The sequence below is a fragment of the Promicromonospora umidemergens genome (assembly GCF_024171995.1).
Taxonomy (GTDB): domain Bacteria; phylum Actinomycetota; class Actinomycetes; order Actinomycetales; family Cellulomonadaceae; genus Promicromonospora; species Promicromonospora umidemergens.
Genome location: NZ_JAMTCT010000007.1, coordinates 72,668 through 96,519 on the forward strand (window position 1 = coordinate 72,668; position 23,852 = coordinate 96,519).

General features: G+C 71.3%; 17 protein-coding genes and 6 tRNA genes. 6 read left to right on the plus strand and 17 right to left on the minus strand.

Annotation, left to right across the window (positions count from 1 at the left end):
- Window positions 1–86: 86 nt before the first annotated feature.
- From pdxS to APR04_RS13730, 8 genes are all read right to left on the minus strand, one after another.
- Window positions 87–1,001: a pyridoxal 5'-phosphate synthase lyase subunit PdxS gene (gene pdxS / locus APR04_RS13695; RefSeq protein ID WP_308292353.1), complete on the minus strand. Its 915-nt coding sequence runs from the start codon at window positions 999–1,001 to the stop codon at window positions 87–89.
- 138 nt (window positions 1,002–1,139) lie between these two features.
- Entirely contained in the window at window positions 1,140–1,727 is a 588-nt protein-coding gene (locus APR04_RS13700) for a hypothetical protein (RefSeq protein WP_253871119.1), read from the minus strand.
- A complete protein-coding gene (locus tag APR04_RS13705) occupies window positions 1,724–2,920 on the minus strand; it encodes a glycosyltransferase family 4 protein (protein WP_253871335.1) in 1,197 nt (398 codons plus the stop codon). The genes APR04_RS13700 and APR04_RS13705 overlap by 4 nt, the downstream gene beginning before the upstream one ends.
- Window positions 2,921–2,949: 29 nt before the next feature.
- Complete coding sequence (locus APR04_RS13710; RefSeq protein ID WP_253871120.1) at window positions 2,950–3,903, minus strand: phosphatidylinositol mannoside acyltransferase; 954 nt, start codon at window positions 3,901–3,903, stop codon at window positions 2,950–2,952.
- The gene (gene pgsA / locus APR04_RS13715; protein WP_253871121.1) at window positions 3,903–4,583 is read right to left on the minus strand and encodes a phosphatidylinositol phosphate synthase; all 681 of its coding nucleotides are present in this window, start codon (window positions 4,581–4,583) and stop codon (window positions 3,903–3,905) included. The genes APR04_RS13710 and pgsA overlap by 1 nt, the downstream gene beginning before the upstream one ends.
- Entirely contained in the window at window positions 4,583–5,155 is a 573-nt protein-coding gene (locus APR04_RS13720; protein ID WP_253871123.1) for an HIT family protein, read from the minus strand. Before APR04_RS13720 ends, pgsA begins: the two co-directional genes overlap by 1 nt.
- Before the next feature lie 24 nt (window positions 5,156–5,179).
- Window positions 5,180–7,222 (minus strand): threonine--tRNA ligase, encoded by a 2,043-nt coding sequence (thrS, locus tag APR04_RS13725; protein WP_253871125.1) that lies wholly within the window; start codon window positions 7,220–7,222, stop codon window positions 5,180–5,182.
- 82 nt (window positions 7,223–7,304) lie between these two features.
- A complete protein-coding gene (locus APR04_RS13730) occupies window positions 7,305–7,694 on the minus strand; it encodes a hypothetical protein (protein WP_253871127.1) in 390 nt (129 codons plus the stop codon).
- 264 nt (window positions 7,695–7,958) lie between these two features.
- Here APR04_RS13730 and APR04_RS13735 point away from each other — a divergent pair, with 264 nt between their 5' ends.
- Both APR04_RS13735 and APR04_RS13740 read left to right on the plus strand, forming a co-directional pair.
- Window positions 7,959–9,728 carry a cation:proton antiporter gene (locus tag APR04_RS13735; RefSeq protein ID WP_253871128.1) on the plus strand — a complete coding sequence of 590 codons (1,770 nt, stop codon included), beginning with the start codon at window positions 7,959–7,961 and terminating at the stop codon, window positions 9,726–9,728.
- Window positions 9,729–9,737: 9 nt separating this feature from the next.
- A complete protein-coding gene (locus tag APR04_RS13740; RefSeq protein ID WP_253871129.1) occupies window positions 9,738–10,436 on the plus strand; it encodes a tyrosine-protein phosphatase in 699 nt (232 codons plus the stop codon).
- A gap of 117 nt (window positions 10,437–10,553) precedes the next feature.
- Here the strand turns inward: APR04_RS13740 and APR04_RS13745 are convergent, their stop codons facing one another.
- Window positions 10,554–14,306 carry an Ig-like domain-containing protein gene (locus tag APR04_RS13745; RefSeq protein ID WP_253871130.1) on the minus strand — a complete coding sequence of 1,251 codons (3,753 nt, stop codon included), beginning with the start codon at window positions 14,304–14,306 and terminating at the stop codon, window positions 10,554–10,556.
- 360 nt (window positions 14,307–14,666) lie between these two features.
- Here APR04_RS13745 and APR04_RS13750 point away from each other — a divergent pair, with 360 nt between their 5' ends.
- On the plus strand, window positions 14,667–15,218 hold the full coding sequence (locus APR04_RS13750) for a hypothetical protein (protein ID WP_253871131.1): 552 nt from the start codon (window positions 14,667–14,669) through the stop codon (window positions 15,216–15,218).
- Between the two features lie 69 nt (window positions 15,219–15,287).
- On the opposite strand, the gene APR04_RS13755 is transcribed toward APR04_RS13750, so the two are convergent.
- The 3 genes from APR04_RS13755 to APR04_RS13765 form a co-directional block, all read right to left on the minus strand.
- Window positions 15,288–15,362: transfer RNA gene (locus APR04_RS13755), tRNA-Val, on the minus strand.
- Between the two features lies 1 nt (window position 15,363).
- Window positions 15,364–15,434 (minus strand) — tRNA-Cys (locus APR04_RS13760).
- Between the two features lie 25 nt (window positions 15,435–15,459).
- Window positions 15,460–15,531: transfer RNA gene (locus tag APR04_RS13765), tRNA-Gly, on the minus strand.
- A 142-nt stretch (window positions 15,532–15,673) separates the two neighbouring features.
- Here APR04_RS13765 and APR04_RS13770 point away from each other — a divergent pair.
- Together APR04_RS13770 and APR04_RS13775 are read left to right on the plus strand one after the other, a co-directional pair.
- Window positions 15,674–16,072, plus strand: a complete 399-nt coding sequence (locus APR04_RS13770; protein ID WP_253871132.1) for a PPOX class F420-dependent oxidoreductase — start codon at window positions 15,674–15,676, stop codon at window positions 16,070–16,072.
- A gap of 28 nt (window positions 16,073–16,100) precedes the next feature.
- Entirely contained in the window at window positions 16,101–16,913 is an 813-nt protein-coding gene (locus APR04_RS13775; protein ID WP_253871133.1) for a hypothetical protein, read from the plus strand.
- Between the two features lie 377 nt (window positions 16,914–17,290).
- On the opposite strand, the gene APR04_RS13780 is transcribed toward APR04_RS13775, so the two are convergent.
- The 3 genes from APR04_RS13780 to APR04_RS13790 form a co-directional block, all read right to left on the minus strand.
- A tRNA-Val gene (locus APR04_RS13780) sits at window positions 17,291–17,365 on the minus strand.
- 13 nt (window positions 17,366–17,378) lie between these two features.
- A tRNA-Cys gene (locus tag APR04_RS13785) sits at window positions 17,379–17,449 on the minus strand.
- A 64-nt stretch (window positions 17,450–17,513) separates the two neighbouring features.
- A tRNA-Gly gene (locus APR04_RS13790) sits at window positions 17,514–17,585 on the minus strand.
- A 190-nt stretch (window positions 17,586–17,775) separates the two neighbouring features.
- Between APR04_RS13790 and APR04_RS13795 the strand changes: the two genes are divergently transcribed.
- Window positions 17,776–18,876: a chorismate-binding protein gene (locus APR04_RS13795; protein WP_253871134.1), complete on the plus strand. Its 1,101-nt coding sequence runs from the start codon at window positions 17,776–17,778 to the stop codon at window positions 18,874–18,876.
- 24 nt (window positions 18,877–18,900) lie between these two features.
- Here APR04_RS13795 and APR04_RS13800 read toward each other — a convergent pair whose 3' ends face one another.
- Window positions 18,901–20,196 carry an alginate lyase family protein gene (locus APR04_RS13800; RefSeq protein WP_253871135.1) on the minus strand — a complete coding sequence of 432 codons (1,296 nt, stop codon included), beginning with the start codon at window positions 20,194–20,196 and terminating at the stop codon, window positions 18,901–18,903.
- Window positions 20,197–20,238: 42 nt separating this feature from the next.
- On the minus strand, window positions 20,239–23,808 hold the full coding sequence (locus APR04_RS13805; protein ID WP_253871137.1) for a discoidin domain-containing protein: 3,570 nt from the start codon (window positions 23,806–23,808) through the stop codon (window positions 20,239–20,241).
- Window positions 23,809–23,852: the final 44 nt, after the last annotated feature.

Sequence of the window (23,852 nt, forward strand, 5' to 3'; positions counted from 1 at the left end):
CACGGCCACAGGGGCCACCTTGCCCAGGAAAGCAGAAGAGCCCCGCGGACTCGATGTCCGCGGGGCCCCTCCGTCGACGGCCTAGCTCACCAGCCGCGCTCAGCCAGCCGCACCGGCGCAGCCTCTTCTTCAACATTGATGCCGACCATCGCCTCGCCGAGACCGCGCGAGACCTTGGCGATCACGTCCGCGTCGTCGAAGAACGTCGTGGCCTGCACGATCGCCTTCGCCCGCTGCGCGGGGTTGCCCGACTTGAAGATGCCGGAGCCGACGAACACGCCCTCGGCGCCGAGCTGCATCATCATCGCGGCGTCCGCAGGCGTGGCGATACCGCCGGCGGTGAACAGCACCACCGGCAGCTTTCCGGTGGTCGCGATCTCCTTGACCAGCTCGTACGGCGCCTGCAGCTCCTTGGCGGCGACGAACAGCTCGTCCTCCGGAAGCGACGTCAGGCGGCGGATCTGCTGGCGGATCTGACGCATGTGCGTGGTCGCGTTCGACACGTCGCCCGTGCCGGCCTCGCCCTTCGAGCGGATCATCGCAGCGCCCTCGGTGATGCGGCGCAGCGCCTCACCAAGGTTCGTCGCACCGCAGACGAACGGCACGGTGAAGTTCCACTTCTCGATGTGGTTCGTGTAGTCAGCCGGGGTCAGCACCTCGGACTCGTCGATGTAGTCGACGCCGAGCGACTGCAGCACCTGCGCCTCGACGAAGTGCCCGATGCGCGCCTTCGCCATCACCGGGATGGAGACGGCCTCGATGATGCCGTCGACCATGTCGGGGTCGCTCATGCGCGACACGCCGCCCTGCGCACGGATGTCCGCAGGCACCCGCTCCAGCGCCATGACGGCCACCGCACCCGCGTCCTCGGCGATCTTCGCCTGGTCGGGGGTGACGACGTCCATGATGACGCCGCCCTTGAGCATCTCGGCCATACCGCGCTTCACGCGCGCGGTGCCAGCCGTACCCACGGTGTTCTCGCCGGTCACGGATTCAGTCACGGTTACCTCGCAAAGTTCTCGCCGATGGGATCGACGCCGGTCGTTCCGGGCGCGGTCGGCGCCCTACCCCGATCCTATCGTCCGGCTCCGGCGGGCCCCGCCCGCTGCCCGCGGACCGGTCATGCTCCGGCGGACCGGTCACCCGCCACTGGGCTCCAGGGCGTGCGGCAGCGCGTCGTCCAGCTCCACCGTCCGTGGCATCGGCGTGCGCCCCGCCAGCCAGAACAACCGCACGTACCAGAGCCTGCGCACCCGCCGGGCCTGCGCGACCGCCTCGTTGTGGAAGCGACGGGCCAGCGTCGCCCGGTACCAGGCGTCGGCAAGCCCCGTCACGACCTCGCCGGCAGGTCCCTCCAGCAGAGCCCGGACCGCCTCCGGCCCACCCATCGCCTCCCGCAGCGTCGCCGTGAGCCCCGACTCGGCCCGCTCCCGGGCCGGCCCCAGCCCGTCCATCTTCAGCGCCGCTGCCGGCGAGGTCACCGGCCCGGCGTCCGACGCCGTGTACGCGGCGTCCGCCACCAGCACGGCGCTCGCGGGGTCCAGCGTGCCCGACGCCGCGAGCTCGACCGCCGACGACGCCCGCCGCACGAGCTGCGCGTCGAGCGCTATGCGGGACGCGGCGACCTTGCGGTGCAGCCGGTCCACGCGGTATGCGCCCCGCCAGGCGAGCAGCAGGCCGACCGCGAGCGCCCCGAGCACGACCAGCGCCATCTCGGACCAGGTCATGGGTCGCCGCCGACCTGGCGTGGGAACAGCCCCATGACGCGCCGGACGACGTCGCCGCCGATCGCGTGGTCGGCCGCGAGCGTCATGTCGTACACGGCGAGCACCTGTTCGGTCACGCCGGACCAGTCGAACCGTTGGACCCAGTCGGCGGCGTGGGCCTGGTAGGAGTCCCTGCGCGCGGAGTCGGCCAGCAGGGTCAGGACCGTCGTGGCGAGGTGGGCGGGGTCGCCGTTGTGGAACAGGGCGCCGGCGGCGCCGTCGTCCAGGACACGCTGGAAGGCCCCCAGGTCGCTGGCCACCACGACGGATCCCGCGCTCATGGCCTCGACGAGCACGATGCCGAAGCTCTCTCCGCCGGTCTGGGGCGCGACGTACAGGTCGGCGGAGGCCAGCAGCTCGGCCTTCTCGGCGTCGGTGACGCCGCCGAGGAACTCGACGGACGAGGCATGCTCCCCGAGGAGCTCGCGGACCTCGGCGGCGACGCCTCCCCCGCGCCCGGCCACGAGGAACCGCGTACCGGGCACATGATCGAGGATCGTGGGGACGGCCTGCAGCAGGACCGCGAGGCCCTTGCGCGGTTCGTCGAGCCTGCCGAGGAACGCGATGGTGGGCGCGCCGGGGGTGCCGGTCCACTCGGGACGCCGGGGGCTGCTCGCGAAGACCTGGGTGTACACGCCGTTCGGGATCACCACGGCGTCGCCGCCGAGGTGGTCCACCAGGGTGCGGCGCGCGTCCTCGGACACGGCGATGCGGGCGGCGATCTTCTCCAGGGACTGCCGGACCAGCGGGTAGGCGACCTGGAGGGCCCGCGAGCGCACCTGCGAGGTGTGGAAGGTGGCGACCACCGGCTCGGTGGCCTGCCACAGCGCGAGCATCGAGAGCGACGGCACCATCGGTTCGTGCAGGTGGACGATGTCGAACGGGTGGCCGCCGATGCCGCCCTCCAGCCAGCGGCGTACCCGCGTGGCGGTCAGCGGACCGAAGGTGAGGCGTGCGACCGACCCGTTGTACGGCACCGGAACGGCTCGGCCGGCGGCGGTGACGACGCCGGGCAGCTCGGTGTCCTCGCTGGAGGGGGCGAGCACCGACACCTCGTGCCCGGCGGCCTGGAGCGCCTCGGCGAGGTCGCGCACGTGGAACTGGACGCCACCGGGGGCGTCGAAGGAGTAGGGGCAGACGAGGCCGACGCGCAGCGCGCGGTGGCTCCGACGCCGCACGACCCTCATCCGGTCCCCCGCCCTCCGGTGGTGCGCGGACGGGCGGGCCCGAGATCGGCGACGAACACACGCTGCAGCATGTGCCAGTCGTGGGTGTGCTCGACGATCGTCCGGGTGAGCTGGTCCACCCAGCCCTGGGTGAGGAGGCGGACCTGTTCGTCGCGCGGCAGCCCGGCGTCGGGCACGGGCAGGGACGGGCAGAACCGGACCACGATCCCCCACGGCGTCCCTGCCGACCGGCGACGAGCGCCGCGCAGCCGCTCGTAGTTGATGCTCACCGGGTGCACGGGGATGCCGGCCTCCAGCCCGAGCAGCGCCGGTCCGGCGGCTACCCGCGCGCGGTGCCCCGCGAGGTCCACCTCGATGCCGGTCGAGGTGAGGTCACGGTCGCCGAGCAGCGGGATGAGCCTGCTGCCCTCCTTGGCGCTGCGGATCAGCGAGCCGAGCACGTCGCCGTTGCCCAGGGCCAGCACCTCGATACCGAGCGAGCCACGAAACCGCACGAACTCATCGAACAGCTCGTCGGGCTTGAGCCGTTCGGCGACGGTGAGCACGCTCGCCAGGTACTGGGAGCCGTAGGCGCCGGCCAGGTCCCAGTTGCCGAGGTGGCCCAGCGCGAGCGCTGCCGCGCCTCCGCCGTCGACGACGGGCCGCACGTGCTCGTCGTAGCCCTCGACGCGCACGCGCGCCCGCAGCCCTTCCGGGGTGACGCCCTGCAGGGTGAACGTCTCGCGGAAGTACCGCATGTAGCTGCGCAGGCCGGCTCGGGACAGCCGGCGGACGGCGGCGGCGTCGAGGTCCGGCCGGACGCGCGCGTAGTTGTCCTCCATGCGGCGCACGCTCTTGCCGTGCCGCAGCCAGGTGACGTCGGCCACCGCCGTGAACAGGCCCCGGAGCAGAGGCTCGGGGATCTTCGTGGCGTGCCGCCACGCGAACGTGTACGCCGCCGCGACGTCCATCAGGCTCCCTGCCCGGCCAGCGGTCCCTCACGTGGTTCGTCGCGGGGGTCGCGCGGCAGCCCGACGGACTGCCGTGTGAGCTGGGTGCGTACGGTGGCCATGCGCTGGACCACGGTCACGAGGCTCGCGAGCGCCAGCAGCGTCAGCACCACCTCCAGCACGATCACCGGCAGGCCGACCTGCAGGAACGTGAACGGGACCAGTGCCAGCACGAGCCGGTCGGCGCGCTCGGCGATGCCCACCTGCACGGTCGCGCCGACGCTCTCGCCTCGGGCACGGGCGTACGGGACCACGCTGCCGAGCACCAGGCACGCCAGCGCGACGGCGATGCCCCACAGGCCGTGGTGCTCGTCGGGGTGCAGCACGAACCAGAGGGTGATCCCGGCGAACACCGCGCCGTCGGAGACCCGGTCGAGCGTCGAGTCGAGGAAAGCGCCCCAGGGGCCCGAGCGACCGGCCTGGCGCGCCATCACCCCGTCGAGCGAGTCGAAGAGGACGAAGAACCCGACGAGGAGCCCGCCCACGAGGGTGTGCCCTGTGGGGAAGAGCGCGAGGGCCACCGCGGTCACCACCACCGTGCCGGCGACGGTCACGGCGTCGGGCGAGACCCGCAGCGCGAGCAGCAGCCGGGCCAGGGGTGTGAAGACCGTGGTCATGAAGGAGCGCAGGCCCCGGAACATCAGTTCTCCTCTCCGCCCCCTGCTGTCACCCACGCCTCCGCGAGTCGGCGGCGGGTGTCTCCCAACAGCTCGGGCAACGCCTTGGTCTGGCCCACCACGGGCAGGAAGTTCGCGTCTCCCAGCCAGCGGGGCACCACGTGCTGGTGCAGGTGCGCCGCGATGCCCGCGCCCGCCACCTCCCCCTGGTTGATACCAAGATTGAAGCCTGCCGGCGCGTACACGGCGCGCGACACGCGCATCGCCTGCTGAGTCATCTGCGCCAGCTCGACCGTCTCGGCCGCGTCCAGGTCCGTGAAGTCCGAGACGTGCCGGTACGGGAGCACCATCAGGTGCCCGGAGTTGTACGGGTAGAGGTTCAGCACCACGTAGCACCGCTGCCCGCGGGCGACGACGAGGCCCTGCTCGTCGTCGCCCTCCGGGATGCGGCAGAACGGGCAGGTCTCGACGGTCGAGTCGGTGGGCCGGTCCTGCCCACCGATGTAGACCATCCGGTGCGGCGTCCAGAGCCGCTGCAGCCCGTCGCCCGGTGGGCCGAAGGTCGCCGACGACTCCGGTGCGGGCTCTGTGCTCATCCGATGACGACCATCAGTCACCCGTCAGACCTGGACGCGGTCGCGGACCGCACCCACGATGCGCTCGATCGCGTCGGCCACCGGGACGCCGTTCTCCTGGGTCCCGTCACGGAACCGGAACGACACGGCGCCGGCCTCGACGTCCTCGCCCCCGGCGATGAGGGTGAAGGGCACCTTCTCCTTGGCGGCGTTGCGGATCTTCTTGCCGAACCGGTCGTCGCTGTAGTCCACCTCGGCGCGGATGCCCTGCGCCTTGAGCCGGGTCACGACGTCGGCCAGGTAGTCGTCGAACGCGTCGGCGACCGGGACCGCCTTGACCTGCACCGGCGCCAGCCACGCCGGGAACGCGCCCGCGTAGTGCTCCAGCAGCACGGCGAAGAACCGCTCGATCGAGCCGAACAGCGCGCGGTGGATCATGACAGGGCGCTGGCGTGAGCCGTCGTCCGCCGTGTACTGCAGGTCGAACTTCTCCGGCAGGTTGAAGTCGAGCTGGATCGTCGACATCTGCCAGGTGCGGCCGATCGCGTCCTTCGCCTGCACGGAGATCTTGGGACCGTAGAACGCCGCCCCCTCCGGGTCCGGCACCAGGTCGAGGCCCGACGCCGTCGCGACCTCCTCGAGCGTCCGCGTCGCCTCGTCCCACGCCTCGTCCGAACCCACCGACTTCTCCGGGTCGCGCGTGGACAGCTCCAGGTAGAAGTCCTCCAGGCCGTAGTCCTTGAGGAGGTCCAGCACGAAGTTCAGCGTGCCGGTGAGCTCGTCCTTCATCTGCTCGCGCGTGCAGTAGATGTGCGCGTCGTCCTGCGTGAAGCCACGGGCACGCGTCAGGCCGTGCACCACTCCGGACTTCTCGTAGCGGTACACGGTGCCGAACTCGAACAGCCGCAGCGGCAGCTCACGGTAGGACCGGCCCCGCGCGTCGAAGATCAGGTTGTGCATCGGGCAGTTCATCGGCTTGAGGTAGTAGTTCTGCCCCGGCTTGCGGACGGTGCCGTCGTCGTCGAGCTCCTCGTCGAGGTGCATCGGGGGGTACATGCCCTCCGCGTACCAGTCGAGGTGCCCGGAGACCTGGTACAGCTTCTCCTTGGTGATGTGCGGGCTGTAGACGAACTCGTAGCCGCCCTCGATGTGCTTCTGCCGGGAGTACTCCTCCATGGCGTTACGGATCACGCCGCCCTTGGGGTGGAACACCGCCAGGCCCGAGCCGATCTCGTCCGGGAAGCTGAACAGGTCCATCTCCGAGCCGAGACGCCGGTGGTCGCGGCGCTCGGCCTCGGCCAGCCGCTCCAGGTACGCCTTGAGCTCGTCCTTGGAGGGCCACGCCGTGCCGTAGACCCGCTGCAGCATCGGGTTCTTCTCGCTGCCGCGCCAGTAGGCGGCGGCCGAGCGCTGGAGCTGCACGCCGTTGCCGATCAGGCGGGTGCTCGGCAGGTGCGGGCCACGGCACAGGTCCTTCCAGACCACCGTCTCGCTCTCGCGACCCGCGCCCCGGACGTTCTCGTAGATGGTGAGCTCGCCGGCGCCGACCTCGACGTCGGCCCCCTCGCCCGCCTCCGCCGAGGACCCCTTGAGGCCGATCAGCTCGAGCTTGTACGGCTCGCCGGCCAGCTCCGCGCGGGCCTCGTCCTCCGTGACGACCCGGCGGCGGAACGTCTGGCCCTCCTTGATGATGCGGCCCATGATCTTGTCGAGCGCCTTGAGGTCCTCAGGGGTGAACGGCGTCTCGACGTCGAAGTCGTAGTAGAAGCCGTCGGTCACGGGCGGGCCGATGCCCAGCTTCGCGTCCGGGTTGACCTGCTGCACCGCCTGCGCCAGCACGTGCGCCGCGCTGTGCCGCAGCACCGCGAGGCCGTCCGGCTCGCCGATGGTCACCGGCTCGACCACGTGGCCGGCCGGGATCTCCCGGTCGAGGTCCCACAGCTCGCCGTCCACCCGCACCACGACGACGTCGCGGCGCTCGGCGTACAGCTCGACGCCGCTGGTCGTGGCCGTGGTCTTCGTCGCCTCCGTGGTGGTGTCAGCCGAAGGGAGTGCGGTGGGGCTGGGCGGCGATGCGACGTCGGACACGACGGTGCTCCTATGGGATGGTCACGGAAACTGATCGAGGGGCACCGTCGTCGCCGACAGTGCCCCTCGATCGTACCGACCGTCAGTCGCGGCCGCCGCCACCGTGGCGGCCCGGGCCGTCGTCGTCACGGCCGCCGTGGCGGCCCTCGCCGCGGCCCTCGCCGCCCTCACGGCCCTCACCGCGGCCACCCTCGCGCTCCTGCTGCGGGCTGTCCTGACGCTCCGCTGCCTGCGGCTGGGCCTCACGCTGCTGCGCCGGCTCCTGTCCCGACTCCTGTCCCGACTCCTCGCCGCCGCCCCACGCGGTGGCCCGCTCGCCCAGCGAGTCGATGGCGCCGTCCGCCTGGTCGGGTGCGAACTGCTTGAGCTTGTCGGTGGCAGAGCCGACGTTCTCGTCGGTCATGTGCTCCTTCGCCTTCGCGACGTTGTCCGGGTCGGACGCGAACTCCTTGGCCTTGTCAAAAAGTCCCATGTTCAAATCCCTTCGACACAGGCACACGAATGGTGCACCCCCTGCGTGCGACGGGGCCCCGCCGCCCATTCGAACCTACGCGCACCCGAAGAGGAGCGCGCGGCAGGGCCGACGCGGCGCGGGGGGCCGAGGCTTCCCACGGGTCACGAGGGCCGCCGGTGGGAAGGAATCTCCGCACCTCCCAGGACGAGCGGCGCCGGCTCGGACGAGTGATCCGTAGCACGATGCTCGGCGAAGGCACTCGACGTCTCGTACCGTCAGGCCGTGGAGTCCGTCGAGTACCTGACCATCGCCGTCGCGGCTGCGGCTCTCATCATCGCGGTCACCGCGCTCGCACCCCGGGCCGGGGTCGCCTCGCCCCTCGTGCTGGTCGTGCTCGGCGCCGGCGTGAGCCTCCTGCCGTGGGTGCCGGCGATCGAGGTGCCGCCAGAGCTGATCCTCGGCGGTGTGCTGCCCCCGCTCCTGTACTCGGCGGCGGTCGGCCTGCCGTCGATGGACTTCCGGCGCGACTTCACGGCCATCGGCGGCCTGTCCATCACGCTCGTCGTGATCAGCTCCGTGCTGCTGGGGCTGCTGTTCCGGCTGCTCATCCCCGGGATCGACCTGGCCACCGCGATCGCCCTCGGCGCGATAGTGAGCCCGACCGACGCCGTGGCGACCTCGATCGTGAAGCGGCTCGGGGCTTCCCCGCGCAGCGTCACGATGCTCGAGGGCGAGTCCCTGCTCAACGACGCGTCCGCGCTGGTGCTGCTCCGCTCGGCGATCGCGGCGACGGCGGCGTCGGTCAGCCTGTGGGAGGTGGTCGGTGACTTCGCGTACGCCGCGGGCCTTGCCGTCGTGATCGGCGTGGCCGTCGGCTGGGTGGGGCTGCGGGTCCGCAGACGCCTGCAGCACGCCGCCCTGAGCACCGCCATGTCGTTCGTCGTCCCGTTCGCCGCGTACCTCCCGGCGGAGGAGCTGGGCGCGTCGGGCCTGGTCGCCGTCGTGGCGGCGGGCCTGGTGACCGGCAACGGCTCGGCCAGGCACCTGCGGCCACAGGACCGCATCGCCGAACGGTCCAACTGGCACACCGTCGAGCTGCTGCTCGAGGGCGCGGTCTTCCTCGCGATGGGGATCCAGCTGTTCGACCTGATCGAGGACGCGGAGCGCGGCAGCATCTCGCTCTGGCTGGCCGCCGCCGTGGCCGCTGTCGCGGGCGCCGCCGTGCTGGTGGTGCGCGCGGCGTTCGTCACGCCGCTGATCGGCATCCAGGCCCGCAGGGCGCGGCGCGGCGAGGCCGTGCGCGAGACCCTCACCGGCATCCAGGACCGGCTGGACCAGCGGGCCGCCGCGGCGCCCGCCCGTACGGGCGAGCCTGCCGACGGCGACGGACGCCGCTCCCCCGCCGCCCGCCAGGAGCGGATCCGAGGCCTCCTGCGGCGCCGCACCGCCGACATCGACTACGACCTCGCCAGGCCGCTCGGCTGGCGGGAGGGCACCCTGCTGGTGTGGGCGGGCATGCGCGGCGTGGTCACGCTCGCCGCCGCGCAGACCCTGCCCGCTGACACCCCCGACCGGTCGTTCCTGATCCTGGTGGCGTTCGGCGTCGCGTTCGGCACGCTCCTGCTCCAGGGCAGCACCCTGCCGTGGGTGACCCGACGGCTCGGTCTGGTGGGGCAGGACACCGCCGACGACCTGCCGGCCCTGCGCCGCGAGACCGAGCAGGCTGCCCGCGCCTTCCTCGCCCGCCCCCACCGCCCCGACGGCACGCCCTACGACGAGGGCGTGGTGATCCGGGTACGCAAGGACATGTTCCGGGAGCACGAGTCGCAGGACGAGGACGCGGTCCTCACCAAGGAGCGCTTCATCCAGTACCGCGAGCTGCGGCTGGCGGCCATCGCCGCCCAGCGCGACGAGCTGCTCGCCGCGCGCGCGACCGGCACCTACGACTCCGCCCAGCTCGGGATCGCCCTCGACCTGCTGGACGCCGAGCAGATCGCCGTCGAGATGCGCAAGGGCAAGATTCCCCTGCACGACGCCGCGCCGGAGCGCTAACCTCCCGGCGTGACGGATTACACACCGCTCCACCTCGACTGGCCCGGCTGTCTCAACGTGCGTGACCTGGGCGGACTCCCGCTCACGGGCGGCGGCACGGTACGTGAACGTGCCCTCGTCCGCTCCGACTCCTCCAGCTTCCTGACCGACGACGGCGTCGCCGCCGCAACGGCCTTCCGCCTGGCGCGGATCATCGACCTGCGCCGCCCGCGGGAGAACGAGGAGTGGCCGAGCCTGCTGGCGGGCCACCCCGGCTACCTGAGCCTCCCCGTCCAGGAGACCGACGACCCGGAGGAGGGTCCGTGGGTCCACCTGTACACGGGGTTGCTCGACCGACGCCCCGACCTGTTCGCGCGCGCCGTGGCGGCTCTCGCGGACGCTCCGGAAGGTCCGGTGCTCGTGCACTGCGTCGCGGGCAAGGACCGCACGGGCCTGGTGGTGGCGCTCGCGCTCAGCATCGTCGGGGCCGACGTCGACGCCCTCGCCGACGACTACGAGCTCACCAACGAACGGCTGGCGCCGCGCTACGCCGAGCTCCCCGAGGACCGCGAGATCCCCGTCGGACGCGAGATCCCGCCGACCCGGCACGTCATCATCGAGGCGCTGGAGCACCTGCGCGCGCGGCACGGTTCGGTCGAGGCGTACCTCACCCGCGGCGGCCTCACCCCTGGCCACGTCCGCGCCCTACGCACCCGGCTGGCCGGCTGAGCCGACCGGGCCGTTGACCTCGGTTCAGCAGGCCGGAGGCGACCGTAACCCCCGGGGGTTCCAGCCACCTCCAGCCTGCTGAACGTCAGTCAGCGGATCCTGACGACGTTCGGCTCGTCACCTCGCGACGGCCGCCGCCCACGACAGCATGGGCGACTGGTTGTTCGTCGCCCTGAGCCGGATCGTCACCGGACCCGGCTCCGCGAGCTCGACGTCGTGGCTCAGCACCTCGCTCGGGTTGCCCGAGTCCAGCGTGACCGAGCCGACCGCGCGGCTCTCGCCGTCGTGGTCGAGCAGGACGTCCGCGCTCCTGCTGCTACCCGGCCACCACGAGTGGGAGCCGGCCACGAGCGTGTACGAGCCCGCGGGGAGCGTGAAGGTGTACGACACCTCGGCACCCACCTGGTTCGCGGTGTACATGCCAGTGGTCGTCGTCTTGTCGTACTCGCCGGCGGTGACGCCCTTGTACTCGATGGACCGGTTGCCCGATGCCGCCTGCGCCCAGTGTCCCCAGGTCGAGCCGTCCGTGCGCACCTGGTCGGGCACCTCGTTCACGAGCGCACCACCGACGAGACCGTCGATCGCGCCGTAGGCCGGCGAGTCGTACCCCAGCGTGCTGCCGCTGGTGGCGTTGACGTCACCGAAGGCGACGGTTCCGCGCGGCACCACCTCGACGTGCACGGTCGCGGTCACCGGGCCGTACGAGCCCCGGATCTCCGCGGACGCCCACGCCTCGTCGAACGCGCCCTCCTCGACGGCCCAGTCGACCGGCACCTCGCGCGTGCTGCCGTCGGTGAGCTCGGCGGTGAGCGCGTCCGGCAGGGACGGCTCCTCGCCGACGTAGGTCGCGACCCGGGGCTCCTCGAGGCTGACGATCCGGTTCACGACAGGCGCGGACGCCGTCTCGAGCCGGGACACCAGCTGGCCTGCCCCCTGGCCGTCGAGCCGGTAGGCCGTCGGGTCGGTGAGAGCAGCCCGAGCGGCCGAGATCCCGTTCTGCAGGACCGCCCAGTCCAGGTCGGTGAAGTCGTCGGTGCGCTCGATCCCCTCTGCCGCTTCCAGAGCGCGGCGGAGCGACCCGTCGTCGGCCGGCTGCGACGCCGGGGCCGAGACGACGCCGACGGCGTCGACGTTCAGGGTGCCTGAGGCGACCGTGAGGGTCACCGTGTGCTCGCCCCAGCCGAGGCCCCGCAGCTCGAACGCCTGCTGGTACTGACCGGACGCGCGGGTGCGGGCGTTGACCGCGACCGGCTCGCCGTCCACCGTCACGTCGAGGCGTGCGGACCCGTCGTTCGGCCCCAGCACGTCCAACCCGGAGCCGGTGAACGTGTAGCTCACGGAGGCGTCGGAGCCCTGGCTGATGGACGACGTGCGGCCGTACTCGAACATGCCCTTGCCGTTGGCGTGCGCCCACTCGCCGTCGTAGACGAGCTTGGTCGCCGCCGGGTCGGCGAGGTCGGTCATCTCGTGACCGTCGAGGTACTCGCCGTAGTACGGCACCTCGGAGGCCACGCGCTCGACGCGCAAGTTGTCGAAATGTGTCCAGTGGAACCCGCTCGCGAGGTCGACCCAGCCGGACAGGATCGGTGCGTCGTCGGTCCAGTCGAACACCTGCTCGCCGTCGACCCAGCCCGTGACCCGGTCGCCCGCCACCTGCACGGACAGCTCGTGCCACGCGGCGGCATCCCAGCTGTCGGTCGCGACGGAGCCGCTCTCGACGGCGGTTCCCAGGCGGTCGAGCCGCCAGCCACCGTCGGCGCCCAGCCTCAGCGCGTAGGGCGTGCCGCGCAGGCTGTGGGAGGTGCCACCGCCGCTGGAGCGGGCTCCGAGGGCGGCGTAGTTGTCCGCTCCTTGGCCGCGCTCGAAGCGGACGTCGACGGTGGCACGGTAGTTGCTCCAGCGCCGGTCGCCGACGGCGGTGATCGGCTCACCGTTGTTCCACGCGCCGCCGACGCCGGTGCCCGCGCGGTCGACCTGCTGGCGCAGGACCCGCTCGCCGTCGTCGGCCAGATACGCCTCGAAGGAGCCGTTGCGGTCCCACGTGTACAGCGGGATCGCGCCGGTGTCCCCACCGCGGGAGTCGACGAAGTCCTCGGTCCTGCCGAGGAGCCCGCCGCCCTTGCGGATCGTGCGCACCTTCTTGTCCGTGTAGTCGAAGTCGTCGGACCACAGCACGTTCTTCGCGGCGTCGCCGGCCGCTCCGGCGTCGAGCACCGTGCGCTCGCCCTCGACGGGCAGCGGCGTCGTCCATGCCTTGTCCCGGCTGACGTCGAGCGAGGTCACGGTGGTGATGGAGTACGGCTGCACGGTGACGCTGTAGGCGCCCTCGGCATCCGCGGAGAGATCACCGACGTGCTGCTTGTACCGCGCGTCGAAGGCCTCGCCGTCCTCAGCGGCACGGGTCTCCCACACTGCCAGCGAGGGCTTGCGGCCGAGGTGCAGGTCCTCCGGGGTGATCCGGTAGGTCCGCGGCGTCTCGGAGTCGTTGACGAGGACCGTCGAGAAGTCCGAGCGGTCCGGCGCCGCGAGGGTCAGGTAGTTCGGGCCGCCGTCGCGCCCGTTCACCGGGTTGGTGCCGGTCGCCGTGGTGCCCGACGCCGCAGGCACCGCACGCCAGATCCCGGACCGGTTGCGGGAGTCCTCCCAGCCGGTCACGGCGAAGTTCGAGAAGTGCTGCAGCGCCACCAGCCCTGCGTCGTAGTGGATCCATCCCGACCACGGGTCGCGAGCGCCCACGAGCTCCTTGTACGAGTACTGCCCGCCCTCGTAGAACGAGCCGATCGCGGGCTGGTAGATGAAGTGCGTGCGCCGGGAGTTCGCGAAGCCCTTGACGACGGTGTTCGCCATCTCCAGGGAGCTCCCGGTCCCGCCGAGGCCGGTGCCCTCGACGGTCGGGTCTGCGGTGTTGTTGTTCGGCCGGAACGACGAGCTGCTGAACGTGGCCTGCGCCTCGCTGTTCCAGATCTGCTCGTCGAGCTCGTCGGCCAGGCGCTTGAAGTTCCCTGCCGCGTCGTCGTTCGTGTTGTAGTGGAACCCGGCGGCGCCCACGGCGTCGCGCAGCGAGGCGTCGGCGACCATCTCGTCACCGAAGGTGCCTGTGCCGACCTCGTCCGAGATGACCACCTCGATCTGGTGGAAGAGCCTCGCCTCTCCCCTGCGGAAGCCCGCGAGCCGGGGGTCGTCGCTCACGTACCCCGTGTCGTCGGTGCGGACGCGCTCGGCATACTCCCTGGTCCATTCCAGGTCGGCGCTGTGCTCGTTCACGCCCGGGTTGACGTAGTCGACCATGTACCCGTAGTCGCGGTACGCGGCGAGGATCGTGTTCTTGTACCAGTCGTAGATCTTGTCGTTCGTGTCCGCCCAGGGCACGGCGTTCCAGCGCAGGATCGAGACCTTGAGATCAGGGTTGACCTTCTTGGCGTCCGCGGCGAGCTGGAAGCCCGGGTGCCTGCGCACGTTGGCCGGCTCGTCCTGCGTGCGCATCGTCGCGACGTCGGAGCCGGTCGAGTTGTTGCGGTCGTCGCCCATCTCGATCTTGACGTGGTGCATGATCGGGTGCTTGCCGCCGAACAGGACCTGCAGCAGCTCCGCGTACTTCTCGGGCTGCTCGGACTTGTAGTCCATCAGGAGGGCGCTGGTGCTGTTGGCGCTGAGCACGCCGAAGCCCTTGAACGTCAGGCCGTTGACGTTGTCGGCGGCGATGTCGTCACCGTCGACGGTGATCTCGGTGATCTCGGTGACCTCGGCCGCTACAGCGATCTCGGTGCCGGCGCGGGGTGCCCCTGCGGCCGACGTCGCCGTTCCCGCCACGGCGAGCGACGATCCGACGACGCCACACGCGAGGATTCCCGCGATGGTCGCTGATGACACGCGTCTGAGTCTCATGGTGTTTCCCTTCCTCGTTGAAGTACTCGTCGACGCCGCACGGGCAGTCGCGGGCCGCCCGCGGGCCGGTCGGGCTCGCGGCGGGTGCGGTGCAGGTCTCCCTTGAGCTGCACTCATGACCATCGGCGTCGATGTTCGTTTTTGTTTGTTTAAGCCCACCTAGCGAGCGCAACGGTATCCGTAATGACCGAATGCACCAAGATATTGTTCGGTATTGATCACTTCGCCCACACCGGGTGGTGCGGCGGCTCGCTCGCGTGAACGACGCGGCGGCCGGCTCGCCTCAGAGGACACCTGGGAGCTCATGGTGGACATGGATGCCCACCGACCGGCACGATCGTCGCCGTGACTCGTCCTCGTGCGCTGGTCCTCGTCGTGCTGGTCGTCGCGATCGGAGGGATGCTCGTGTGGCAACCGTGGGCAGCACCGCCGGCGGTGCGCCTGGCGGCGTGGCGCCTGGCGCAGGTGGAGGGCGTCGCCTCGGCGCAGGTCGATCGGCACGACAAGTCGCCGACCGTGCATGATGAGCGCGCGACCTGGTCTGTCACGACCGTCCACCTGGACCCGGGGTTGTCGCCCGAGGAGGCCGGCGAGGTGGTCGTCCGGGCGGACGGCCCACTCCGGCCGAACCGCGACGCCTCCGTGCACCTCGTCGGTGAGGACGCCGATGGCGTCGAGCGGGTCTACGTGGTCTGGGCGGAGCCGGTGACGGCCGAGGATGTCGTGGACGCGTTCTCCCTGGCCGACGCCGGGGCTCGGCACGTGCAGGTCGTGATCACCGGGATGCCGGGGACCGTCCGGTACGAGGTGCGGACCGCGGATCAGTCCGAGTGGGACCGATTCGCCCGGCTCGCCGACGAGCTCGGCGTCCCCCAGCCCCAGATGGAGGTCCTTTGAAGGTCGGCAGCCCGAAAGGCAAAAGACCCTCTGACCTGCGTTTCCGCTGGCCAGAGGGCCTTGCCGTGCTGGTGGGCGATACTGGGATCGAACCAGTGACCTCTTCCGTGTCAGGGAAGCGCGCTACCGCTGCGCCAATCGCCCGAGGTGGGTACGGGATTCGAACCCGTGTGTACGGCTTTGCAGGCCGCTGCCTCGCCTCTCGGCCAACCCACCGTGCTCCCCACAAAATGCGGGTTCGAGCGGATGACGGGACTTGAACCCGCGACCCTCACCTTGGCAAGGTGATGCTCTACCACTGAGCTACATCCGCGTAACCACCAACTAAAACCCCTTCGGGTTCCCATGGTGGAACTCCGGAAGAGTAGTTCACAAGTGGCGTGCCGGTCCAATCGAAAATGGCGGCGCCACCTGCGACGCGTCCCCGGGGGCCGCACCCGGCTATGTTCAGCGGTATGAGTGCGACCGATGTCATCCCCGCCCACCTCATCCCGCTCCTCGAGGCGCCGAACTACGCGTTCCTCGGCACGATCCGGCCGGACGACACCGTCCAGGTCAACCCGATGTGGTTCGACTACGACGGCGAGACGCTGCGCTTCACCCACTCCGCCAAGCGCGCCAAGTTCCGCAACCTGCAGCACAACCCCTCGATGAGCCTCGCGATCCTCAACGACGAGAACCCGTTCAACTACCTCGAGGTGCGCGGCACGCTGATCGAGGCGATCCCGGACCCGACCGGGGCGTACTACGTCCACCTGGGCAAGCGCTACGGCAACCCCGACCAGCAGCCGCCGTCGGACAGCCCGGACCGCGTCATCCTGGTGATGAGCATCGAGCACTACACGACGCAGTAGCCGGGCGCCGCGTGACAGTCTGGCGCCCGTGACCACACTCCACGGCCGACCGCGGTCGGCCGCCACCGCCGTCGCTGCCACCATGCTGATCGCATTGGCCCTGACCGCTTGTGCCGGAGACGGAGACCTCGCAGATGCGGGGTCTCCGTCAGGCCGGACCGCTACGCCGTCCGGGGCCTCGACGCCCGCTGCCACCGAGACCACGACGTCGGCGACACCGAGGAAGGAGGCGCCCACTGCGGAGGCCGAGCCCACCCCCGACCCGCGCCCGACCGCGGCGCCCGCCCGCTCGGTGGCAGCCGGCACGGTGGCGCCGGGCGTACCCGCGGTGGCGGAGGGCCGGGGGAACGCCGAGGTCACCTTCGAGCGGGACGGCGAGTTCGCCGTCGTCGTCCACCTCGACTGCTCCGGCTGCTCAGGCGCGACGATCCTCACCGGTCCCGAGCGAGGCACACCGTTCGGTGCGGCCGACGGTGTCCTGACGGGCTCGTACCTGATGGACGTGTTCACGGGGACCGATCCTGAGCAGTCCGTCTGGCTCGTCGCGAAGGGACCCTGGAGCCTGCGGTTCGAGTCGTGGAACGACCTGGCGCCCGTGACCGGCAAGCAGGCCGGGGAAGGGTCGACGGTGCTGGCGCTCGGCGACACGGCGTCCAGCATCGACGTGGAGTTCACTCCCGCGGGGCCCGACGACATGTTCGCCGGCCGCTACTTCGGCGTCTCGGGCGATTCACAGATGTTCGGGGACAGCGTGGCCTTCACCGACTCCTACGACGTCTCGCTGCCCGGGGTGCTCGCCATCACCACGAACGGTTCGTGGGCCGTGACGCCGCGGTCGTAGCAGCCCGGACCGCTCGTCGACGGACCATGGCCCCTGTGCCCATCAGGAAGGCACTGAGGACCAGGACCACAGCAAGGGCGATGTTGACGCCCTTGTTCTTGATCAGGTCGTTGCGGGCGTACCGAAGCCGAAGGGAGTTCTGCAAGCTCACCCGAATCTCCCCCGCTCCAGGGCTGTGCCAGCAGGAGGTCCCGCTCGCGATACGGCGAACCTAGCGATCGGCCCGTACCGGGCACATCAGGGGCAACCCTCGTTCCGGCAGGGAAAGAACCCTGAGCATCCAGCGCCGATGAGGTCTCGTCGAGCGATCGGTCCCCCGCACCGCGCGAAAAGGCCCCCTGGACAGCGCTTCCGCTGGTCAGGGGGCCTTGCCGTGCTGGTGGGCGATACTGGGATCGAACCAGTGACCTCTTCCGTGTCAGGGAAGCGCGCTACCGCTGCGCCAATCGCCCATGCTGCATTGCGAGGTGGGTACGGGATTCGAACCCGTGTATACGGCTTTGCAGGCCGCTGCCTCGCCACTCGGCCAACCCACCGCCCGGTCGAACCTACAACCCTGGGTGCTCTCATCAGCCGAAGATCTACGAGAGCGGCGTTCCGAGCGGATGACGGGACTTGAACCCGCGACCCTCACCTTGGCAAGGTGATGCTCTACCACTGAGCTACATCCGCGAAGCCGGGCATCCTGGGGTTTCCCCCGGTGCTCCGGCGTGATGAACATTAATCGACCGGAGGGCGAACCGTCCAATCGCGCGCGCCGCCGTACGGTTGTCCCGTGTCCCCCAGCCCGGCCCATCCGCCCGCAAACCGCACGATTCCGCCGGTTCCGTCCCACCCGGTCTCCGCCACTTCTCGATCCGACGTGACCGGGAACACCGGCTGGGCGAGCTTCGCAGGGCGCGTCGCGACCGACGCCGTCGAGGGCATCGACGTCCTGGCCGAGCCCGAGCGGCTGGCGACGGGGACATGGTTCGTCGTCGCCGACTTCGAGGCCGGCTCAGGGACCCCTTCCGGAGGGCGGGCCCGAGCGTGGCGCTTCGCCCACGTGCACGACGCCGGAGCCCCGCCCGCCACCACCCCGCCCGCCACCACCTGGCACGGTCCGCCGCACGACGCCTGGACCTCCTCCATGGACCGGGCCACCTACGAGGCCGCCGTCGGACAGGTCCGCGAGCACGTGCGCGAGGGCGACGTCTACCAGGCCAACGTGTGCAGGGTGCTGTCGGCCCCGCTCATGGGCCCGCCCGGCGCCGAGCCCGACGCGCGGGCGCTCGCCGCCCGGCTCGCCGCAGGCAACCCTGCCCCGCACGCAGCGGCCGTCCACGTGCCCGCCGCCACAGGCCTGGACCCCGTGTGGGTGGTGAGCGCCTCCCCCGAGCTCTACCTGTCCGTGCGGGACGAGCCGGGAACCGGGACTGTCGTGGAGTCCGGCCCGATCAAGGGCACCGCCCGCACACCCGACGGGCTCACCGAGAAGGACCGCGCGGAGAACGTGATGATCACCGATCTCGTGCGCAACGACCTGCAGACCGTCTGCCGTCCGGGCACGGTCGAGGTCACGTCCCTGCTGGCGGTCGAGGAACACCCCGGCCTGGTGCACCTCGTCTCGCGTGTCCGCGGGACCCTGTCCGACGACGTCGCCAGCTCCGGCGCGCTGTGGCGCCGGCTGCTGGACGGCACCTTCCCACCGGGCTCGGTCTCGGGCGCGCCGAAGTCGAGCGCGCTGCGGATCATCGGCGAGCTGGAACCCGTGCCACGCGGCCCGTACTGCGGCGCCGTGGGCTGGGTGGCCGACGGCGAGGCCTCCCTCGCCGTCGGCATCCGCACGTTCTGGTGGGCCGACGGGGTGCTCCGGTTCGGCACCGGTGCAGGCATCACCTGGGGCTCCGACCCGGCCGCCGAGTGGCACGAGACCGAGCTCAAGGCGGAGCGGCTGGTCGCGCTGGCGTCGGAGCCCCGGTGACGACGGGCCGTCCCGGGGTGCGGGTCAGTACATGAGCGTACCGAACCCGAGCTGGTCGTACCCGCCCGACGTCGTGCCGTAGTCGCCGCCACCGCCCTCTGGGCGGACGGTCTCGGCGATCTGCCGCACCCAGCCCGCCTCCAGGCCCTTCCGCCCGGAGTAGTGCGCGAGGACCATGGCCCACACCGGCCGTGCCTGGCCCCGGGACGCCGCGCTGATCACGGTCTGGGTGTTCCACCGCGGCGACGTGACGGGGCCGGACTGCCAGGTGTACTCGGTGAACGGCACGGCGTGCCCCAGGTTGTACTTCGCGACGTACTGCGCGCCCTTGAGGAACCGGTTGTCGTCGTACCCGTAGCAGTCGATGCCCTGGTTCCAGGCCATCTCGCAGAACGCGCCCATGAGACCGATGCCCATGATCGTGTGCGCCTGGTCGCGCCCCGACTCCTGCCACTGCCCGAGGCCGCCGTCGTCGCTGTAGAGGAAGGGCACCGCGTGCCCGATCGAGCCGTTCCCCGCCCCGCCCTCGAAGTAGTCGACGGCGCGCCCCACCAGGTCCTGCCGGTCCGCGAGAATCCCGATCGCCAGGACCGAGGCCATGTTGCACAGGTCCCAGTTGGCCCAGTAGTTGGTGATCACCGCGTCGTTGTGGTGGGTCAGGAACTGCTCGTTCATCGGGTGGAAGATGCCGAGCAGCAGGTCCGCGAACCGTCCGCGGTCGAAGTCCGACCGGTCCCGGACGAGCTCGGCCGCGTTGGCCCACTGGTACCCGTAGATGCCGGCGGCCAGGAACCGGTCCGCGTTGCCGCCCAGCGACCGCATGGTGGCGGACCAGGCGTTGAGGATGCGCGCTGCGGCGGCGCCGTGCGCCTCGTCGCCGGACACGTGCCAGCGCAGCGCGTTCTGGTAGGCCGTGTGGATGTCGGGAAACATCTGCGCGTAGTTCTGCCCGTCCCCGCCGCGGATCACGTCCGCCAGCGGGCGGGGCTGCCACGTCGCCGCGGACCGGCCGTTCGCGACCAGCCGGTCCCACCCGGCCGTCCACGGCTGGGCGCCCGCCGCGACGTGGTCGGCAGCCGCTGAGAGCTGCGCCGCCGTGTGCTGCATGCCGGGGTGGGCGGAGGCGAGGGCCCTCGCCGTGCCGTCGGCCGCGCGGCCGGCCAAGCCGCCGTGCGGGCTCACCGGCGCGGCGAACGCGGACTGTGCCGCCACCGTGCCGCCGACGGTCCCGGCGAGCAGCGCCAGGGAGGAACCGGCCAGGAAGGCGCGGCGCGACGCGCCATCCCGCCCGCCGTCCGGGTGTTCTGGGTGTGTAGTCATCGCTGTTTCCGTTCTGTCGTCATTGACAACGGACGGCCTCGTTCAGGCCGGTTCGAGTGCGGCCACGGCCGCGGCGAGCTCGTCGGCGGCGGTATCCACCTCCTCCTGGTCGGTGGCGGCGTCGGCGGCACGGAGCGCGAGACCCGTCTCGCGGGCGGCAGCGAGACGCTGCCAGGACGCCGTCGTCCAGTCCTCGGCGGCGAGGTCAGCGGTCTCCGCCAGGTACAGGTCGAGTCCCGTACGGTCGACGGCGCTGGTGACGAGCTCCACCTCGGCAAGGTTCGTGTTGCCGGAATCGGCCAGCACCCTGATCGCCCCCGCCTCGACGGGCTCAGGCAGGTCGATCCGGCCCCAGCCCGCCGTCGCGCCGCTGATCGTGGCGAAGGTCTGCCAGGTCCGGCCGCCGTCCGCGGAGCCCTGGAACCGGACACCCTCGGCGCGGTTCGCATGGCCGGACCGGGGCAGGTATCGCACGGACTCGACGTGGAAGGTGCTGCCGTCGTCGGGCACCGCCTGGACCCAGCCACCGGCCTGCGTCGTGTCGGTGAAGGTGGCGGTGTCACCGTCGAACATCGTCCAGCCGTTGGCCGCCGCGTCCCTGCTGCCGTCCCACGACGGCGAGCTCGCGGTCACCCACGCCCGCACGACGTCGGCGGTCCCGGCTGGCGGCGGTTCGAGCAGGTCCCAGGCGCCGAGGACGCGCTGCGTCAGCGCCGTCTCGTCCGCTCCCGGCTCCGCGACGGCACGCACCGCCTCGATCTCCCGGGAGAACCGCACCGCCGACGCACGCGAGTATCCCGCCAGGTCCGCGGCCTGCGCCTCGGCGAGCAGCACGTCAAGGCCTGCCTCGATCCGTGCCCCGTCGATCCGGAAGTCCGCCAGGCTCCAGATGCCCGGGTACGCCGGGTCTGACGGCACGCCCGGCTCGTCGACCTGGAGCTTGAGGTACCGGAACGCGCTGTCCCGCTCCGCCTCGCGCACCGCTACCTGCTCGATCTCGGTGTCGTCACCCGCGTTGGGGTGCTCGGTCAGGAGCGTCCACGTCCGGCCGTCGGACGACCCGTAGACGTTCGTGCCCTCGGCCCGGTTGGCGAACGTGTTCCGCGCGAGAAAGCCGAAGCCGTCCGCCCGGACGCGATAGCCCGGCCCGAGGTCGAGCACGACGCTCGGCACCCGCAGGTCTCCCCAGGTGGTCTGGTTGTCCCCGTCGGTCAGCGCCACGAGGGTCGTCGCAGCGACCTGGTCCGAGGACACGATGCGGGAGTAGTCGAGCGTGTCGTCCGGCAGGCGGGGGTCGAGCAGCTCCAGGTCGCCGACCGCCAGCCGCAGGTCCTCCAGGAGCAGGCCGAACTCCGCCGGGTCGGATCCCGCCACGCCGCCCGACGCGGTAGCCTCCGCCTCCGCGACGGGCGTCCAGGTGGCGGTCGTGTAGGCCGCCGGTTCCCGCAGCCCGTCCAGGAGCGCCGCCACCGCGGCCGCCCGGTCCGGCGCGACGGTGAGGGACACTGGCAACGCGGTGTCCGCCTGGTCGTCCGAGGCGACGACGACGAGGCGTTCGACGCCGCGCCTGCGGTCCGGCGTCCACGTGAACGCGCCGTCGGCGGAGATCGTCGCGCCGCGCGGCGCGTCCTGGAGCGCCAGGGAGAAGTCGCCGTCGGTGTCGGTCACCTCGAGGTCCCTGGTGTAGAGCTCGCCGGCCACGGCCACGACGTCCAGCGACGTGCCCTCGTCGAACACCGGTGGGTCGATGGTCCCGTTCGCGTCAGCGAGCAGGCCCGCGACGTCCACGTCGGTCTTGCCGCCGGTCGCGCGGAGCACCACGAGGTTGGCTCCGGCGACCGGCACCTTCGCCGAGGCGACGTCGAACCAGACGTAGCGCCAGCGCCCGTCCGTGTCGGGGAGCTGGACGGTCGTGAAGGGATCGTCGTACGAGGTCCTGGACACCTCGACGGTGGCAGTACCCCGGGTGCGGACCTGCAGCCCGACCAGCGCCGTGCGGCTGCGGTCGGGGTAGACGACGCGACGCACGGCCACCCGCGCGTCGTCCTTCTTCGCGTTCAGCCTGACGAAGCCCTGCCCGGCGTCGTCGGTCAGCTGCTTGGCACCCTTGCCGAGGGCGTGGCCGAACTGCCCCAGGGGCAGCTGAGGGCTGTCCCCTACCGCAGGCACCGTCACGTCCTCCTGGGCGAGCGCGGGCGGGAACGCCACCCAGTACTCGGCACCCGTGAAGTCCGAGCCGCTCTCGTTCCAGAAGTTCGAGATCCCCGAGCCGTAGCGGTACAGGGGCCCGTCGCCCTGCCGGTGCAGCTCTGCGACGAACGGCGCTTCCTTCTCGACGTCCACGCCCGCGACGTACTCGTACTGGTAGTACAGCTCGTTCAGCGGCTCGCGCAGGCGTCCGCGGTAGGCCTCGGAGAGCTTGCCCGATCCACCGGAGACGTCGACGTACGGCGGCTCCTCGCCCATCATGAAGCCGGTGTAGACGTCGCCTCCTTCGAGGATGCGGTTGTCCAGGAACGCGTACGGGCTGACGGCGTCGGTCGCGGTCGAGACGGTCCCGTCGGCGGGGTCGATCAGGGTGCCCTGGTTGTTCACGATGCGGGCGAGCGCCGTCAGGATGTCGACGTCGCCCTCGGCGTGCGCCTGGTCGCGGCCCATCTCCAGGTGCTGGACGAAGTCCTTGCCGTAGGGGTTGAGCGGGTCGTCCGCATCGATGGTGCGGAAGAGCGAGGCCAGCGATCCGTTGACGTCCCCGCCGTTGATCGTGTGCTCGCTCTCGTAGCCGGCGTTGACCGTGAACCATTCGACGCGTTCGGCGTAGAGCTCGGCGTCGTCGAGGAAGATCGCCGCGGACACCATGCCGATCACGCCGTACAGGTGCTGGTTCCACAGGCGGTTCTGGGAGTAGAGGAACGTGTCGAGCACCGGGTGGACGAGGTTGTCCTCGATGCGCTGCTGGTCGCGCTCGGTCCAGCGCAGGTCGTACCCGTCGAGCTCGTCCTGGGCGGGCTCGGTGGAACGGAGGATCTCGGTGGCGACCAGCGTCTGGTAGAGCGGCACACCGGTGTGGATGTGCGCGTCGGCGAAGTACTCGTACCGGTCCGGGTCCAGGCTGCTCCAGGTGCGGATCACGTGCAGCGCGTTCGCCCGGTAGACCTCGTCACCGGTGACCAGGTACATCAGCGCCTGCGTCAACGCGCCGAGGCTGTCGCCGTGCTGGCGGCTACGCATGCTCGCGTTGTCGTACGCGGTGGTGGTCGGCTGCTCGTCCGTGGGGCCCTGGATCGAGGCCTCGAAGTCGGCGGCGGCGAATCGCGTCTGGGTCATCGCGTCGTAGTAGCTCGCCCACGGCTCGACACCAGCGAGCACCTGGGTCTGCATGTTCTCGAGGTTGTCCGCGGTCAGGCCGACGCCCGGGTGGGCGAACCCCGCGTCGCTGGTCGTCTCGTGGATCTCGACAGCCTGGCCGGTGGTTTGGCCGGGCAGCTGCGCAGCGTCGCCGCCGACGTCGGCCACCGCGGCGGGCGCCGGGACCATGCCGACGACTACGACGGCCGCCGTGGTGAGCAGTGCGGCGGCTCTCGAGCGCAGCCTGGATGTGCGTTGCCTCATCGTGTTCCCTCCACGGCCGCAGCTCTGCGGGCCGAGCGCGGCCC